This is a genomic window from Mesorhizobium sp. B2-3-14 (assembly GCF_006442175.1).
Lineage (GTDB): Bacteria > Pseudomonadota > Alphaproteobacteria > Rhizobiales > Rhizobiaceae > Mesorhizobium > Mesorhizobium australicum.
In genome coordinates, this window is record NZ_VFVP01000002.1 from 713,221 (window position 1) to 728,066 (window position 14,846).

A 14,846-nucleotide genomic window follows, 5' to 3' on the forward strand; every position below is an offset into this window, starting at 1 on the left:
ATATGGCGCGCATCGACGTCAACCATGTCAGGCATTCCTATCTACCGAACCCGCGCAAGGATGCCGATTTCGCGCTGCGCGAAGTGCATCACACTTTCGAGGATGGTGGTGCCTACGCGCTGCTCGGACCGTCCGGCTGCGGCAAGACCACGCTGCTCAACATCATATCGGGGCTGCTGCATCCCTCGCATGGCCAGTTGCTGTTCAACGGCAGGGACGTGACCAATCTGTCGACGCAGGAGCGCAATATCGCGCAGGTGTTCCAGTTCCCGGTCATCTACGACACCATGACGGTCTATGACAATCTGGCGTTCCCGCTACGCAATCGCGGCGTACCGGAGGCAGATGTCGACCGCAAGGTGCGCGAGACGCTGGAGATGATCGACCTGGCGTCCTGGGCGAAGAAGAAGGCCAGGGGCCTGACCGCCGACCAGAAGCAGAAGATCTCGCTCGGCCGCGGCCTGGTGCGCTCGGACGTCAACGCCATCCTGTTCGACGAGCCGCTGACCGTCATCGACCCGCATATGAAGTGGGTGCTGCGCTCGCAATTGAAACAGCTTCATCGCCGCTTCGGCTACACGATGGTGTATGTCACCCACGACCAGACCGAGGCGCTGACCTTCGCTGACCAGGTCGTCGTCATGTATGATGGCGGCATCGTGCAGATCGGCACGCCGGCCGAACTGTTCGAGCGGCCGCGCCATACCTTTGTCGGTTATTTCATCGGTTCGCCGGGCATGAACGTCATGCCTGTGGCGATCGACGGCAAGACGGCGACGCTCGGCTCGCAGCGTATCGAACTGCCGGGCGCGCCCAAAGCCGCCGGCGGCGCCGTCGAACTCGGCATTCGCCCCGAATATGTGCGGCTCGGCCGGGACGGCATGGCCGTCTCGATCACCAAGGTCGAGGATGTCGGCCGCCACAAGGTGGTTCGCGCCAAGCTGGAAGGCAGGGACATCGCTGCCGTCATAGGTGAGGACGAGACCGTGCCAGCCGAACCGAAGGTGCGGTTCGATCCGGCCGGCATCAACATCTATGCCGGTTCCTGGCGTGTCGAGATGGGGGCATAGATGGACAAGACCTGGAACAACAAGGCCTGGTTCCTCGTGCTGCCGGTGCTGGTGCTGGTGGCCTTCACCGCCGTCATACCGCTGATGACGGTGGTCAACTATTCGGTGCAGGACACGTTCGGCAACAATGTCTTCACCTGGGCCGGCACCGAATGGTTCGAGGAACTGCTTTCATCCAGCCGCTTCTGGGAAGCGATGGTTCGCAACCTGATCTTTTCCTTTATCATCCTGGCGATCGAGGTGCCGCTCGGCATCTTCATCGCGCTCAACATGCCGAAGAAGGGCTGGGGCGTGCCGGTCTGCCTGGTGCTGATGTCGCTGCCACTGCTGATCCCGTGGAATGTCGTCGGCACCATCTGGCAGGTGTTCGGACGCAACGACATCGGGCTGTTGGGCTATTACCTCAACGCGCTCGGCATCGACTACAATTATGTGCAGGATCCGTTCGATGCCTGGGTGACGATCATCGTCATGGATGTCTGGCACTGGACCAGCCTTGTCGTGCTGCTCTGCTATGCCGGACTGGTCTCGATCCCCGATGCCTTCTACCAGGCGGCAAAGATCGACGGGGCCTCGCGATGGGCGGTATTCCGCTACATCCAGCTGCCTAAGATGCAGCGCGTGCTTTTGATCGCCGTGCTGCTGCGCTTCATGGACAGTTTCATGATCTACACCGAACCGTTCGTCGTCACCGGCGGCGGGCCGGGCAACTCGACGACCTTCCTGTCGATCGACCTCGTCAAGACGGCGCTCGGCCAGTTCGACCTTGGCCCGGCGGCCGCCATGTCGCTGGTCTACTTCCTCATCATCCTGTTGTTGTCATGGGTGTTCTACACCGTGATGACCAATTACGACGCGGAGCGCTGAAATGGCTGGCGCCAATGAACGAACCGAGCGCAATTCGATGAACGGGACCGCCTCGGAAAGTCTCGCCGGTACACTGTCGCAGAGCGATCTCGACAGGCGCATGCGCCGGCGCGGCGAGGAATCGCGCTGGTGGTGGATCGTGCCGACGCTCTACATCATCGTACTTCTGCTGCCGATTTACTGGCTCATCAATATGAGCTTCAAGACCAATGCCGAGATCGTCAACTCGATGACGCTCTACCCGCACACGCCGACAATCGCCAACTACGTCACCATCTTCACGCAGAGGGCTTGGTATTCCGGCTACATCAACTCGATCACCTATGTCGTCATGAACATGGTGATTTCGGTGTCGGTGGCGCTGCCTGCGGCTTACGCTTTCTCGCGCTATCGTTTCCTCGGCGATAAGCATCTATTCTTCTGGCTGCTGACCAACCGCATGGCGCCGCCGGCCGTGTTCGCACTGCCGTTCTTCCAGCTCTATTCGGCCTTCGGCCTCATCGACACGCATATCGCGGTGGCGCTGGCGCACTGCCTGTTCAACGTGCCGCTGGCGGTGTGGATCCTCGAAGGCTTCATGTCGGGCGTGCCGAAGGAGATCGATGAAACCGCCTATATTGACGGCTATTCCTTCCCGCGCTTCTTTGTCAGGATATTCATGCCGCTGATCGCCAGCGGCATCGGCGTCGCCTGCTTCTTCTGCTTCATGTTCTCATGGGTGGAACTGTTGATCGCGCGCACACTGACCACCACCGACGCCAAGCCGATCGCCGCCACCATGACGCGCACCGTATCGGCCGCCGGCATGGACTGGGGCCTCCTTGCCGCAGCCGGCGTGCTGACGCTGATCCCTGGTGCGCTCGTCATCTGGTTTGTCCGCAACTATATCGCCAAGGGCTTCGCCCTGGGGAGGGTATGATCATGAATCTCGACCTCTCCTGGATGGCGTGGACGTGGCCGACGGCCGCTTTCTTCGCCACCATTCTTCTGTTGCTGTGCGGCATGGCCGCTTGGGAATACGCCTCGCCAGGCGGCAATCCGCGCGTCGGCATGCTGCGCTTCGAGACGACACGCGGCGATCGCCTGTTTCTGTCGCTGCTTGGCAGTGCCTTTATTCATCTCGCTTGGCTGGGTCTCGTCGGATCCAACCTTTGGTGGGCTCTCGCTCTCTCCGTGGTCTACGCCGTCGGCGTGTTCCGCTACGTATAGAGGGGGAAACTGTTGGAGCGGCCGCGTGCCGGCGACTGCTCCAGATCGCACTTGAAACTTAAAACTGTGGAGGAAACTAATGCGACGGCAATTTTTAACGTCAACGACCGCCCTTGTCCTGTTGCTGGGGGCAGGCAATGCCTATGCCGGAATGGACGAAGCCAAGTCCTTCCTGGACAAGGAAATCGGCCCCCTGTCGACGCTTTCGCGCGCCGATCAGGAAGCCGAAATGCAATGGTTCATCGACGCCGCCAAGCCGTTCGCCGGCATGGACATCAAGGTCGTCTCTGAAACCATCGCCACCCACCAGTATGAATCGCAGGTGCTGGCGCCGGCCTTTACCGCCATCACCGGCATCAAGATCACACATGACGTTATCCAGGAAGGCGACGTCGTTGAGAAGATCCAGACGCAGATGCAGACCGGCCAGAACCTCTATGACGGCTGGGTCAACGATTCCGACCTGATCGGCACCCACTGGCGCTACCAGCAGGTGCGCAATCTGACCGACTGGATGGCGGGTGAGGGCAAGGACGTCACCAATCCGAACCTGGACCTGAAGGACTTCATCGGCACCTCGTTCACGACGGCTCCCGACAAGAAGCTCTACCAACTGCCCGATCAGCAGTTCGCCAACCTCTACTGGTTCCGTTACGACTGGTTCAACGACGAGAAGAACAAGGCCGACTTCAAGGCGAAATACGGCTACGACCTCGGCGTTCCGGTCAATTGGTCGGCGTATGAGGATATCGCCGAATTCTTCACCGGTCGCGAGATAGACGGCAAGAAGGTCTATGGCCACATGGACTACGGCAAGAAGGACCCGTCGCTGGGCTGGCGGTTCACCGACGCCTGGCTGTCGATGGCCGGCAATGGCGACAAGGGCCTGCCGAATGGCTTGCCGGTCGACGAGTGGGGCATCAAGGTCGACGAGAATTCACGCCCTGTCGGCTCCTGCACCGCCCGCGGCGGCGATACCAATGGTCCTGCGGCGGTCTATTCGATCCAGAAGTATCTCGACTGGTTGAAAGCCTACGCGCCTGCCGAAGCGCAAGGCATGACCTTCTCCGAATCCGGCCCGGTGCCGGCGCAAGGGGCGGTTGCCCAGCAGATCTTCTGGTACACCGCCTTCACCGCTTCGATGGTCGACGCCGGCGCCAAGGCGGTGCTGAACGACGATGGCACGCCGAAGTGGCGCATGGCGCCGTCGCCGCACGGCGTCTACTGGAAGGACGGCATGAAGCTCGGCTACCAGGACGTGGGTTCCTGGACGCTGATGAAGTCGACGCCGACCGATCGCGCCAAGGCCGCCTGGCTCTACGCGCAATTCGTCACCTCGAAGACCGTGGACGTGAAGAAGAGCCATGTCGGCCTGACCTTCATCCGCGAGAGTACTATCCACGACAAGAGCTTCACCGAACGTGCGCCGAAGCTCGGCGGCCTGATCGAGTTCTACCGCTCACCCGCCCGTGTGCAGTGGTCCCCGACCGGCACCAACGTGCCTGACTATCCGAAGCTGGCTCAGCTCTGGTGGCAGGCAATCGGCGATGCGTCGTCCGGAGCCAAGACGGCGCAGGAAGCGATGGACTCGCTCTGCGGCGAGCAGGAGAAGGTCATGAGCCGCATCGAGAAATCGGGTGTCCAGGGCGATATCGGCCCGAAGATGGCCGAAGAGCATGATCTCGCCTACTGGAACGCCGACGCGGTCAAGAAGGGCAATCTCGCGCCTCAGCTCAAGATCGAGAACGAGAAGGAAAAGCCGGTCACCATCAACTACGACGAACTGGTCAAGAGCTGGCAAAAGTAAGACGATCTATGCGGGCGTTCGCGCCCGTGTGAATTGAGGGAGGCGGCGCGTTGCCGTCTCCCTTCTTTTTGTTAAGGCGGAGGATGCAGAATGAGCGGTTTGGTGCTTGCGATCGACCAGGGAACGACATCGACACGGGCGATCCTGTTCGACGGCACGATGAATGTCGCAGGCAGCGGGCAGAAGGAATTCGCCCAGCACTATCCGGCCTCAGGCTGGGTCGAACACGATCCGGAGGAGATCTGGTCGAGCGTCATTGAGACGGTGAGGGCTGCGCTGAAGAATGCCGGCCGCGACGCTTCGGATGTGGCTGCGATCGGCATCACCAACCAGCGCGAGACGGTCGTCATCTGGGATAAAGCGACCGGCAAACCGATTCACAACGCCATTGTCTGGCAGGACCGGCGCACCGCACCGCTATGCCAGAAGCTCAGGAAGCAGGGGCTTGAGAAGAAATTCACCCGCAAGACCGGCCTGCTGCTCGACCCCTATTTCTCCGGCACCAAGATCGCCTGGATGCTGGACAAGGTGAAGGGCGCGAGGAAGCGTGCCGAGAGGGGCGAGCTGCTCGCCGGCACCATCGACAGCTTTTTGATCTGGCGGCTGACCGGCGGCAAGGTTCACGCCACTGATGCCACCAACGCGTCGCGCACGCTGGTCTACAACATTGCGGAGAATGCCTGGGACGAGGAGCTGCTGGCCATCCTGCGCATCCCCGCCGCGATGCTGCCCCAAGTCAAGGATTGCGCCGATGATTATGGAATAACAGAGAAAAACCTGTTTGGCGCCGAAATCAGAATCCTCGGCGTTGCCGGCGACCAGCATGCCGCGACGATTGGCCAGGCCTGCTTCGAACCGGGCATGATGAAATCCACCTATGGCACCGGCTGTTTTGCGTTGCTCAACACCGGCAGCGACCTGGTGCGGTCGAAGAACCGACTCTTGACCACCATTGCCTATCGGCTGAACGGCAAGACCACCTATGCGCTGGAAGGCTCGATCTTCATCGCTGGGGCTGCCGTGCAATGGCTGCGCGACGGCATCAAGGTGATCGGCAAGGCAGAACAGAGCGGCAAACTCGCGGCGGAAGCCGATCCGACGCAGAACGTCTATCTGGTGCCGGCCTTTGTCGGGCTCGGTGCGCCGCACTGGGATGCCGAGGCGCGGGGCGCGATTTTCGGATTGACCCGCAACACCGGACCGGCGGAGTTTGCCCGCGCGGCACTGGAATCCGTCGCCTACCAGACCCGCGACCTGCTCGACGCCATGCACAAGGATTGGAAGGGCGCCAAGGCAAAGACGGTGCTCAGGGTCGATGGCGGCATGGTGGCATCGGACTGGACCATGCAGCGCCTGGCCGACATTCTCGACGCGCCGGTCGATCGGCCGACAATTCTGGAGACGACCGCGCTGGGGGCGGCATGGCTTGCCGGTTCGAAGGCCGGCGTATGGCCGAAGGCGCGGGAATTCGCGAAGACCTGGGCCCTGGAGCGGCGGTTCGTGCCCGAGATGGAATCCGCTACCCGGTCCGTCAAATTGATGGGCTGGCGGGACGCTGTGCGCCGGACATTGAGCGTGCCATAATCGCCTTGAGGTGAGGGCTTGGCGAGGGGGAAATGACGCCGGAATGGTATAGCAACTGGTGCGCGGAGGCATTCGAACAGCTTACCGCGAAGAACGCCCGTCTGGAGAAGGATTTCCACTTGGGGCACTGGCCGCGCTATGACTACGACCTGACAGCGGGGAAGCTGCTGTTTTCACAGGAAGGGAAGGTCGCGGTCGTCGCCGAAATCCAGATCGCGGGTTCCACGAGCACAATGGCTGGCAACTGGCTGTGGGGCCTGGGCGAACTCCAACCTGCCCGACGAACTCCTTGCGGACGCAAAGCAGGTCCGATCCTTCGGGGAACAGAACGGCATCGACGAGCTGGCGCAGGCTTACGTGGTCGATACCGACGACGACCTCGAAGCACTCGGATGGGAACTCAGCGGGGCTATGGTACGGATTTGCGACGCTGTTGGAGCGTACCGCTCTCCCCGCGGCAAAGGTGGCGGTCTTTACCTGGTTATCAAGAGCCTGAGCTGGGCCAGCTGACAAACGCGACCACTGCCAACCATGTTAGGATAGACGCGACAAGGCCCGCGTCTTCTACACGCGGGCCTTTACTCACCATTACCAGCTACTGATACTCAATACGGATCAGTAAGGGGAGCGGCACTCCCGACGAGGACCATTGTTCGGCTGGAAGGTGTTGTCGGAAGCGCGGTAGCTCCGATAATGATCGTAGCACCACTGAACGTGCGAGTTGCCTTCATAGACGCGGTTGTTCTCGTTGTTGACAATCGCGCCGGTGATCAGCGCGCCAGTCGCGAAGGCGGCCAGCGGGAACCAGTAGTCGCCATGACGGCGATAGCCGCGGCGATATTCACGATAGCCGCGATGCCCATTCCAATACATGTCACCGTTGCGGCTAAAGCTTCGATTGCGCGAGAAATTGCGGTCGAAGGAGCGGTTTCTCCTCCACTCCCGGTATTGCACCGTCTGCACATCCGGCGCTGCCGCCTGGGAGAGTGGCACGAAGTTGGGCTGGGCGTTGACCGGCACCACCTCCGCCGCGACGAATGTCGCCGAAAGGGTGGCGGCAAGCAGGCCCGTTGTGATTCTATTCATTGGTATTCTCCTCGAGGGTTGGCGAACGTCCCTTTGGCAAAAAACGACAGTGCGTCGGATTTGTTCCGCCGTGTAGGCAGCCGTTCCCGCACGAAACCCAAACCGCCGGGCTGGTCGCCAGAACCCGGGGGAACAAGCAAGGGGCAGCGAATTAGGGCAAAGAGCAGGTTTGGAACCCCTCTTTTCCGGTTGACCGGTCGCGGCACTCTCCCTATGTTCCGCGCAATTTCGAGGGCGGCCTTTTCGAGCCCGCGGGAGCGCGTAGCTCAGCCGGTAGAGCAACTGACTTTTAATCAGTAGGTCATGGGTTCGAATCCCATCGCGCTCACCATCGTCAAATGACATGCCAGCGCTTTTGATTTGCCCATGTATCTTTGCGGCGCTCAACGACCGTTCAGACGCCTCCTGACAGGTGCACGTCCAGAACGGCGGCTTTCTTGGCGATCAGTCCTGTCAGATCCGCGTCGGATCGCTTGGTGCCGGTCCGTTCGCGCAGCAACGAGATGACCGCGCTCATCGAAAGCTGGGCAGTGCGATCGCTCAGGATAGCGTCCACCGCGCCGGCAACATCCGGGGTCTCCGTCGGTGCTCGCATGATCGGTTCCTTTCTGTTCAGGTCGGCCTCGGCGCCGTTGGCCGGTCCCCGCACGCCACGGTCGAAGATGACGGCCAGGCCGTTCTTCACGGCGAGGGCGGCGACCATGTCGTCGAGGTCGTGATCGGAAAGCGCTGGCTCCGAAGGATCGGGCTTCAGGGTTCTGCGGATCACTCGGGCAGCCTGATCAGTCGACACAAAGCCAAAATGCCGTTTTCTGGCCTCGACATATTGCTCGATGATCATGCTCAGGCGCCGCGCTGCGATATCCCTGGGTTGCTGCATCTGGGCCTCCTTCGGCTGCCGCAAGCGCAAGGTCGACAGCACCAGAAGGAAATAGGGCGGCGGATCTACTCAAACAGGGGACGGATCGATCATTCGACGCACCTTGCGCTGATATAGGAACGATCCGGGCCTTGATGCATTTTGGCTCTATGACCAGCTCATTGAGGGACGCCGGGACATGAAGATTGCCCATGTCGCACCACTCTACGAATCGGTGCCGCCACGACTTTACGGGGGTACCGAGCGTATCATCTCGTATCTTACCGAAGCTCTCGTCGATCTCGGCCACGAGGTGACGTTGTTTGCCAGCGGCGACACGAAGAGCTCCGCCAAACTGGTGCCATGCCGCGAAAGGGCGCTTCGTCTCGATCCGCGTCCGCTGAAGTCCGAGATCGCGGCACATTTGTCGATGCTCGACGAAGTGCGCAAACGGGCCGACGACTTCGACGTCGTGCATTTCCATCTGAGCCATTTCCTGCATTTCCCGTTTTTTCGTGATATGCCGCAGCGCACGGTGACGACGCCGCATGGCAGGCTGGATTACGCGGACCTCGCGCAAGCCTATGACCGGTTCCCGCGGTTCCCCATGATTTCCATATCCCGCAGCCAGCGGGCGCGGTTCGCATCCGCGAACTGGCTGGCGACGATCCATCACGGGCTGCCGCTTGACCTTTATGAGGCCGATTTCGAGGCCGGTTCGGACGGTACCTACCTTGCTTTTCTCGGCAGAATGTCACGCGATAAGCGGCCGGACCGGGCAATCGAGATTGCCCGCCGAACCGGCCTGAAACTGAAGCTCGCCGCCAAGGTCGGCGATGGCGACCGCGCCTATTTCGAGGAAGTCGTACAGCCGCTGATCGATGGCGACCGGGTCGAGTATGTCGGCGAGATTGGCGAGGACCAGAAGGCCCGGTTTTTGGGCAATGCGGCCGCCTTGCTGTTTCCCATCGACTGGCCTGAACCCTTCGGGCTTGCGGTGATCGAGGCCATGGCGTGCGGAACCCCGGTCATGGCTTGGAGTTGCGGCGCTATGCCCGAGATCATCGATCATGGGGTCACCGGCTTTGTCGTCGAAACCATCGAAGATGCCGTCGCCTCGATGCCGGCTCTCCTGCAACTCGACAGGCGACGAATAAGAACGGCCTTCGAAAGGCGGTTTTCGGCCGATAGAATGGCCAGGGATTATGTCGAGGCCTATTCGCGGCTGACCACCGGCCACGAAGAGAGCAGGGCCTCATAGATCTTCAACCCGTTCGGAAACCAGCACGGGACAATCTTCTTGACCATTACCCAACTCGACGAGCGCAAGCTCGATCCTGCGATAGCACTGGCTTCCCTGGACGAAACCGCGCCCAGGGAGCCGCATCGGCTTTACGCTCTCAAGCATGGCGATTGCTTTGCCGTCGCCGACGCCTATGGCGACATACGTGGCGCCGGCGACGGCTTCTTCCGCGACGACACGCGCGTGCTCTCCGAATTTCGCCTGACGGTTGGCGGACGATCGTTGTCGCTGCTGGGCGCATCGCTCAGCCAGGACAACGTCCTGTTCACCAGCAACCTGACCAATCTGCCGATCGAGAGCGCCGCGGGCCGCCAGATTCCGCAGGGCGCGATCCATATCGAGCGGGTCAGGCTTCTGTGGCAGGAAAGGCTATATGAACGCATCACGCTCTCGAACTATAGCCGGGAGCATTCGACGGTCTTGGTGTCACTGCGCTTCGGTGTTGATTTTCGCGACATGTTCGAAGTCCGGGGCTCGACCCGCTCCAAGCGCGGTACCGCGCACACGGCCGAGATCGACCAGAGTTCGGTCGTGCTCCGCTACGAAGGGCTGGACAAGGTCGTACGGACCTCGGCCATTTCGTTTTCACAGCCCCCGGATCAACTGACCTCCGAGCGGGCGGATTTCTTCATTGCCGTCACCAAGCGCAGCCGCCAGACGCTGTATGTGGAGGTGGGGAGCAAGACAACGGCCCGCCCGCAAAGTGAACGTTTCCGGGCCGCGGCGGCGCGCGCCCGTTTCGGCATGCGCGCCAAGCGCCGGCATGGGGCAACGCTGCACAGTTCAGGCCGCGTCTTCAATGATTGGATGGAACGGGCGCGTGCCGATGTGGCATTGCTCACCACGGAACTGGCGACCGGGCCTTACCCATATGCCGGGATCCCGTGGTTCTCCACCGCCTTCGGCCGCGACGGCGTGATTTCAGCTCTGCAGATGCTTTGGCTCAATCCCGGCCTGGCTCGTGGCGTGCTTGCCTTTCTCGCCCAGCACCAGGCGACCGAAACCTCTCCCTTCAGCGATTCCGAGCCCGGCAAGATCATGCACGAGACCCGCAAGGGCGAGATGGCGGCGCTGAGCGAGTTGCCGTTCGGCCGCTACTATGGCGGCGTCGATACGACGCCCCTCTACATCCATCTTGCCTGCGCCTATGCGGACCGCACGGGAGACACGGCTTTCATCGATGGCCTTTGGCCATCGCTGTGCGCCGCCGCCGAGTGGATCGAGACAGCGAGCCGTTCGACAGGGTTTCTTACCTATCAGCGCGCCGCGGAATCCGGCCTTGCCAACCAGGGATGGAAGGACAGCTTCGATTCCGTCTTCCATGCCGACGGCCGCATTCCGAAAGGGCCGATCGCGCTGGTCGAGGTGCAGGGTTACGTCTTTGCAGCATTTCGGGGATTGGCAAAGCTGGCACGGCTGCGCGGCGAAGAGGAGCGGGCGGAGAATTGGGAGCTGCGCGCCGATGCCATTCGCCAACAAGTCGAACGCCATTTCTGGATCGAAGAGCTTGGCTACTATGCGCTGGCGATCGATGGCGATGGCCAGCCCTGCAAGGTGCGCACGTCCAATGCGGGTCACCTGCTCTATGTCGGCCTTCCCAATCCGGATCGCGCACGCATGGTCGCCGACCAGCTGCTGTCGGCTTCGTTCCATTCCGGCTGGGGGCTGAGAACGCTGGCGGACGATGCGATCTTCTTCAATCCGATGTCCTATCATAACGGCTCCATCTGGCCGCACGACACCGCGATCTGCGCCGCCGGGCTGGCGCGATACGGCATCCGCGACAGCGTGGTGCGGTTGATGAGCGGGACCTTCGAATCCGCGGTTCATTTCAACATGCGGCTACCCGAACTGTTCTGCGGGTTCACGCGCTCGGCCGGCGAGGCGCCGATTGCCTATCCGGTGGCTTGCCTGCCGCAGGCCTGGTCCGCGGGCTCCGCCTTCATGCTCATGCAGGCCTGCCTCGGCCTACAGATCGACGGTTGGACGAACGAGATTCACGTGACCCGGCCGCACTTGCCGATCGGCATCGACAATCTTGTCATTCGCCATCTCTCGGTGGGACATGTGGCGGTGGACCTGACGTTTCAGCGCGTGGGGGATCGTGTCGGTGCCTTCCTTGCGGATGCGCATGAAGGATTGGTGCCACTGGTGGTCAAGAGCTGAAAAATCGGAACCATCACGGGTGCGGAACGTTGGATCAGCACGCCAAGGATGCTGGAGTTCCTGTCGGTGGATCTGCCGCGTCCCATTGAAAGGTAATCAATTCGAAATGCCCGACAACAGTTCGTACCTGGTCGTACCCTCGGCCGCACTGTGGCTCTTCGTTCTCGTAATTGTCGGTATCTCATGCGTCGCGCTCGCGGTGGTGCTGTCACGGGCGCGCCGGGCCAGAAACATGAAGCTCGCCCGTCTCGAAGCAGGATCCGTTCGCAGCCCATTGCCGGAGTTCGAAAAGAACGGGCAATCTGCGGCCGCCGCCCTCGTCCAATGGTCGCCGGAAACGTTGCGTCACATTCTGGCGAAGGAACTTCCCGATGCACAGGTGATCGTGGTGTCAAATCGCGAACCCTACATCCATAACCGCAACGGCGACGGCATCCAGCTGGTCGTACCCGCCAGCGGGCTGGTCTCCGCCCTGGAGCCGATCACGCGCGCCTGTGCGGGCACATGGATCGCCTATGGCGGCGGTTCGGCCGATGCGCTGGTGGTCGACGAAAACGACCGCGTCGAAGTGCCGCCCGAAAACCCTTCCTATACGTTGCGCCGTGTCTGGCTGAGCGAGGAAGAACAGCAAGGCTATTATCTCGGCTTTGCCAATGAGGGGCTTTGGCCGCTGTGCCACATAGCCTTCACCCGACCGATATTCCGTGCGTCCGACTGGGAGGCCTACGAGGCGGTCAACCGCAAATTCGCCGACACCGTCGTCGCGGAGGCACGTAACGAGCGGCCCATCGTGCTGGTCCAGGACTACCATTTCGCCCTGTTGCCGCGGATGATCCGGGAGCGCCTGCCGGAAGCCATCATCATCACCTTCTGGCACATTCCATGGCCGAATTCCGAGGTGTTCAGCATCTGCCCATGGCGCGAGAAGATCCTAGAAGGATTGTTGGGCAGTTCGATCGTCGGCTTTCACACCCAGTTCCATTGCAACAACTTCATCGACAGCGTCGACCGCTTCCTGGAGAGCAGGATCGAGCGCGAGGATTCCGCCATCTCCTATGGCGGCCAGATCAGCCTGGTTCACGCGTATCCGATTTCAATCGAATGGGAGCCGGCGCGACAGGCCCAGCTGCCCGAGGTGGCGCAATGCCGTCGGCATGTTCGTGAAAAATTCGGGCTGGCGGACGATGTCAGGCTGTGTGTCGGCGTCGAACGTCTCGACTACACGAAGGGCATCCTCGATCGCTTTACCGCACTCGATGAGCTGCTGAGGCTCCATCCGGAATGGATTGGCAAGGTCGCCTTCCTGCAGATCGCGGCACCCAGTCGCGGCACCTTGCCCGCATACCAACAGTTGCATGAAGAGTGTCTGCGTCAAGCCGAGGATCTCAACCGGCGCTATGGCCGCGACGGCTACACTCCCGTCCTGATGGTCACGGAACATCATTCGCAGGAACAGGTCTACGAAATCTACCGGGCCGCCGACGTTTGCTTGGTCACGAGCCTGCATGACGGCATGAACCTGGTGGCCAAGGAGTTCGTCGCGGCGCGCAATGACGAACAGGGGGTCCTGCTGCTCAGCATGTTCGCCGGCGCTTCCAAGGAATTGCTGGAAGCGCTGATCGTCAATCCCTACGACGCCACAATGATGGGCGACGCCTTGTTGCAGGCTTTGACGATGTCGTCGGAAGAGCAGCGGCAGCGCATGCAAAGGATGCGTGAGGTCGTTCGCGACAATAATGTCTACCGGTGGGCAGGCAGCATGCTTCTCGATGCCGCGCGCCTGCGCAAACGCGTTGCGGTCGATCGCGCCGTCGGCGCCGCCCCGACCTCATCGGGCAACGTGATCTCGCTGCTCGATCGCAGACGGGTGGCGGCGCTGTGATGTCGCTTCTGCCAAAGCTGCCCGCGCCTGAGCTCCCAACAGGGCCGTGGGCCTTGTTCCTGGACATTGACGGCACGCTTCTCGAACACGCCGCGCATCCCGATGCGGTGGTTGTCGGCGATGAATTGCGTACGCTGCTGGCGAGGCTCGAATTGCAATTGGATGGAGCTCTGGCGTTCATCACGGGACGATCGATCGCCGCGGTCGACCATCTTTTCCAGCCGCTCAGATTGCGCGCCGCCGGGCTGTATGGGCTTGAGCACAGGCTCATCCGCGACGGCCCGGTCGAGGCAGCGGGAGAGCCGGCCGACATTGCGGCACTTGCCGAGGAAATCGAAGCGGAGCTGGGCAGTTCGGACGTTTATATCGAGCGCAAGGGACCGATCCTGGCAGTCCACACGCGCGCGGCACCGCAACTGTTGCAGCGCGCGACGCAACTGGTCGAACAGGCGTTGGGCAGGTTGCCTACGGGATATCGGGTGCTGGCCGGCAATGCCGGCGTTGAATTGATGCCGCTGGAGGCAGCAAAGGGAGCGGCCATCAGGCGCTTTCTGGATCTGCCGGCTTTCGAGGGGCGGCGGCCGGTGTTTCTGGGCGACGACACATCCGACGAAAATGGTTTCGAGGCCGTGAACGAGATGGACGGCATGTCGATCCGCATCAAACCGCACGGACCGACAGCGGCGCGCCATGTGCTTGCCGACGTCGGGGAGGCTTTGGCTTGGCTGGGTGCGGTGAGCCAGCGTAATTTGGGTGGATCGACCGGCCTGGTCCATCCCTTCAATCGAAGGAGTCCGTGATGACCCAATTCACCAGTCTCATCTTGGAGATCATGCCTGCTTGGCTACGCCGGCGGTCGCTGCCGAATACGCACGAGACCCAGCCGAGTTTCGATCCGTCGCGCCTGCAGGACGCGGATGAGGTCTGGCGCCAGTTTGTTCAAAAGGATCTCTTTGACGCCAACATGCAGGATTACGACGAGACCGGAGATAGAAAGACCAGCCGCCACTGAG

The 14,846-nt window shown here is 61.4% G+C and carries 14 protein-coding genes, 1 tRNA gene and 1 pseudogene; 14 read left to right on the top strand and 2 right to left on the bottom strand.

The window, feature by feature from the left end; translation table 11 throughout:
* The first annotated feature begins 2 nt into the window (after positions 1-2).
* The 8 genes and pseudogenes from FJ950_RS08095 (at position 3) to FJ950_RS30175 (ending at position 7,047) form a co-directional block, all read left to right on the top strand.
* Positions 3-1,070 (top strand): ABC transporter ATP-binding protein, encoded by a 1,068-nt coding sequence (locus tag FJ950_RS08095; RefSeq protein WP_140616341.1) that lies wholly within the window; start codon positions 3-5, stop codon positions 1,068-1,070.
* A complete protein-coding gene (locus FJ950_RS08100) occupies positions 1,071-1,937 on the top strand; it encodes a sugar ABC transporter permease (protein WP_015317735.1) in 867 nt (288 codons plus the stop codon).
* Position 1,938: 1 nt separating this feature from the next.
* Complete coding sequence (locus tag FJ950_RS08105) at positions 1,939-2,856, top strand: carbohydrate ABC transporter permease (RefSeq protein WP_140616343.1); 918 nt, start codon at positions 1,939-1,941, stop codon at positions 2,854-2,856.
* A 2-nt stretch (positions 2,857-2,858) separates the two neighbouring features.
* Positions 2,859-3,146: a DUF2160 domain-containing protein gene (locus tag FJ950_RS08110; RefSeq protein ID WP_015317737.1), complete on the top strand. Its 288-nt coding sequence runs from the start codon at positions 2,859-2,861 to the stop codon at positions 3,144-3,146.
* Positions 3,147-3,225: 79 nt separating this feature from the next.
* A complete protein-coding gene (locus tag FJ950_RS08115) occupies positions 3,226-4,953 on the top strand; it encodes an ABC transporter substrate-binding protein (RefSeq protein WP_015317738.1) in 1,728 nt (575 codons plus the stop codon).
* Between the two features lie 90 nt (positions 4,954-5,043).
* Positions 5,044-6,537: a glycerol kinase GlpK gene (gene glpK, locus FJ950_RS08120; protein WP_140616345.1), complete on the top strand. Its 1,494-nt coding sequence runs from the start codon at positions 5,044-5,046 to the stop codon at positions 6,535-6,537.
* A 32-nt stretch (positions 6,538-6,569) separates the two neighbouring features.
* A pseudogene (locus FJ950_RS30170) lies at positions 6,570-6,731 on the top strand (DUF6882 domain-containing protein); the annotation flags it as partial.
* A 79-nt stretch (positions 6,732-6,810) separates the two neighbouring features.
* Positions 6,811-7,047 carry a DUF6882 domain-containing protein gene (locus tag FJ950_RS30175; RefSeq protein WP_348641165.1) on the top strand — a complete coding sequence of 79 codons (237 nt, stop codon included), beginning with the start codon at positions 6,811-6,813 and terminating at the stop codon, positions 7,045-7,047.
* Between the two features lie 105 nt (positions 7,048-7,152).
* Here FJ950_RS30175 and FJ950_RS08130 read toward each other — a convergent pair whose 3' ends face one another.
* Positions 7,153-7,623 (bottom strand): BA14K family protein, encoded by a 471-nt coding sequence (locus FJ950_RS08130; RefSeq protein ID WP_015317740.1) that lies wholly within the window; start codon positions 7,621-7,623, stop codon positions 7,153-7,155.
* A gap of 255 nt (positions 7,624-7,878) precedes the next feature.
* Here FJ950_RS08130 and FJ950_RS08135 point away from each other — a divergent pair.
* A tRNA-Lys gene (locus FJ950_RS08135) sits at positions 7,879-7,954 on the top strand.
* Between the two features lie 63 nt (positions 7,955-8,017).
* Here FJ950_RS08135 and FJ950_RS29460 read toward each other — a convergent pair.
* A complete protein-coding gene (locus tag FJ950_RS29460) occupies positions 8,018-8,503 on the bottom strand; it encodes a hypothetical protein (RefSeq protein WP_181166521.1) in 486 nt (161 codons plus the stop codon).
* Between the two features lie 178 nt (positions 8,504-8,681).
* Between FJ950_RS29460 and FJ950_RS08150 the strand changes: the two genes are divergently transcribed.
* The 5 genes from FJ950_RS08150 to FJ950_RS08170 all read left to right on the top strand — a co-directional run bounded on the left by FJ950_RS08150 (position 8,682) and on the right by FJ950_RS08170 (position 14,845).
* Positions 8,682-9,743, top strand: coding sequence for a glycosyltransferase family 4 protein (locus FJ950_RS08150; protein ID WP_015317742.1), 1,062 nt, complete (start codon positions 8,682-8,684; stop codon positions 9,741-9,743).
* A gap of 45 nt (positions 9,744-9,788) precedes the next feature.
* Entirely contained in the window at positions 9,789-11,951 is a 2,163-nt protein-coding gene (locus tag FJ950_RS08155; protein WP_140616516.1) for an amylo-alpha-1,6-glucosidase, read from the top strand.
* Positions 11,952-12,057: 106 nt separating this feature from the next.
* Positions 12,058-13,833 (top strand): trehalose-6-phosphate synthase, encoded by a 1,776-nt coding sequence (locus tag FJ950_RS08160; RefSeq protein WP_140616347.1) that lies wholly within the window; start codon positions 12,058-12,060, stop codon positions 13,831-13,833.
* Entirely contained in the window at positions 13,833-14,633 is an 801-nt protein-coding gene (otsB, locus tag FJ950_RS08165; RefSeq protein ID WP_015317745.1) for a trehalose-phosphatase, read from the top strand. The genes FJ950_RS08160 and otsB overlap by 1 nt, the downstream gene beginning before the upstream one ends.
* Entirely contained in the window at positions 14,633-14,845 is a 213-nt protein-coding gene (locus FJ950_RS08170) for a hypothetical protein (RefSeq protein WP_140616349.1), read from the top strand. The genes otsB and FJ950_RS08170 overlap by 1 nt, the downstream gene beginning before the upstream one ends.
* Position 14,846: the final 1 nt, after the last annotated feature.

What these genes read in the sequence shown, in the direction of transcription:
- FJ950_RS08095 (WP_140616341.1), top strand. Translation starts at nt 3, where the DNA reads ATGGCGCGCATCGACGTCAACCATGTCAGGCATTCCTATCTACCGAAC.
- FJ950_RS08100 (WP_015317735.1), top strand. Translation starts at nt 1,071, where the DNA reads ATGGACAAGACCTGGAACAACAAGGCCTGGTTCCTCGTGCTGCCGGTG.
- FJ950_RS08105 (WP_140616343.1), top strand. Translation starts at nt 1,939, where the DNA reads ATGGCTGGCGCCAATGAACGAACCGAGCGCAATTCGATGAACGGGACC.
- FJ950_RS08110 (WP_015317737.1), top strand. Translation starts at nt 2,859, where the DNA reads ATGAATCTCGACCTCTCCTGGATGGCGTGGACGTGGCCGACGGCCGCT.
- FJ950_RS08115 (WP_015317738.1), top strand. Translation starts at nt 3,226, where the DNA reads ATGCGACGGCAATTTTTAACGTCAACGACCGCCCTTGTCCTGTTGCTG.
- glpK (WP_140616345.1), top strand. Translation starts at nt 5,044, where the DNA reads ATGAGCGGTTTGGTGCTTGCGATCGACCAGGGAACGACATCGACACGG.
- FJ950_RS08130 (WP_015317740.1), bottom strand. Translation starts at nt 7,623, where the DNA reads ATGAATAGAATCACAACGGGCCTGCTTGCCGCCACCCTTTCGGCGACA.
- FJ950_RS29460 (WP_181166521.1), bottom strand. Translation starts at nt 8,503, where the DNA reads ATGCAGCAACCCAGGGATATCGCAGCGCGGCGCCTGAGCATGATCATC.
- FJ950_RS08150 (WP_015317742.1), top strand. Translation starts at nt 8,682, where the DNA reads ATGAAGATTGCCCATGTCGCACCACTCTACGAATCGGTGCCGCCACGA.
- FJ950_RS08160 (WP_140616347.1), top strand. Translation starts at nt 12,058, where the DNA reads ATGCCCGACAACAGTTCGTACCTGGTCGTACCCTCGGCCGCACTGTGG.
- otsB (WP_015317745.1), top strand. Translation starts at nt 13,833, where the DNA reads ATGTCGCTTCTGCCAAAGCTGCCCGCGCCTGAGCTCCCAACAGGGCCG.
- FJ950_RS08170 (WP_140616349.1), top strand. Translation starts at nt 14,633, where the DNA reads ATGACCCAATTCACCAGTCTCATCTTGGAGATCATGCCTGCTTGGCTA.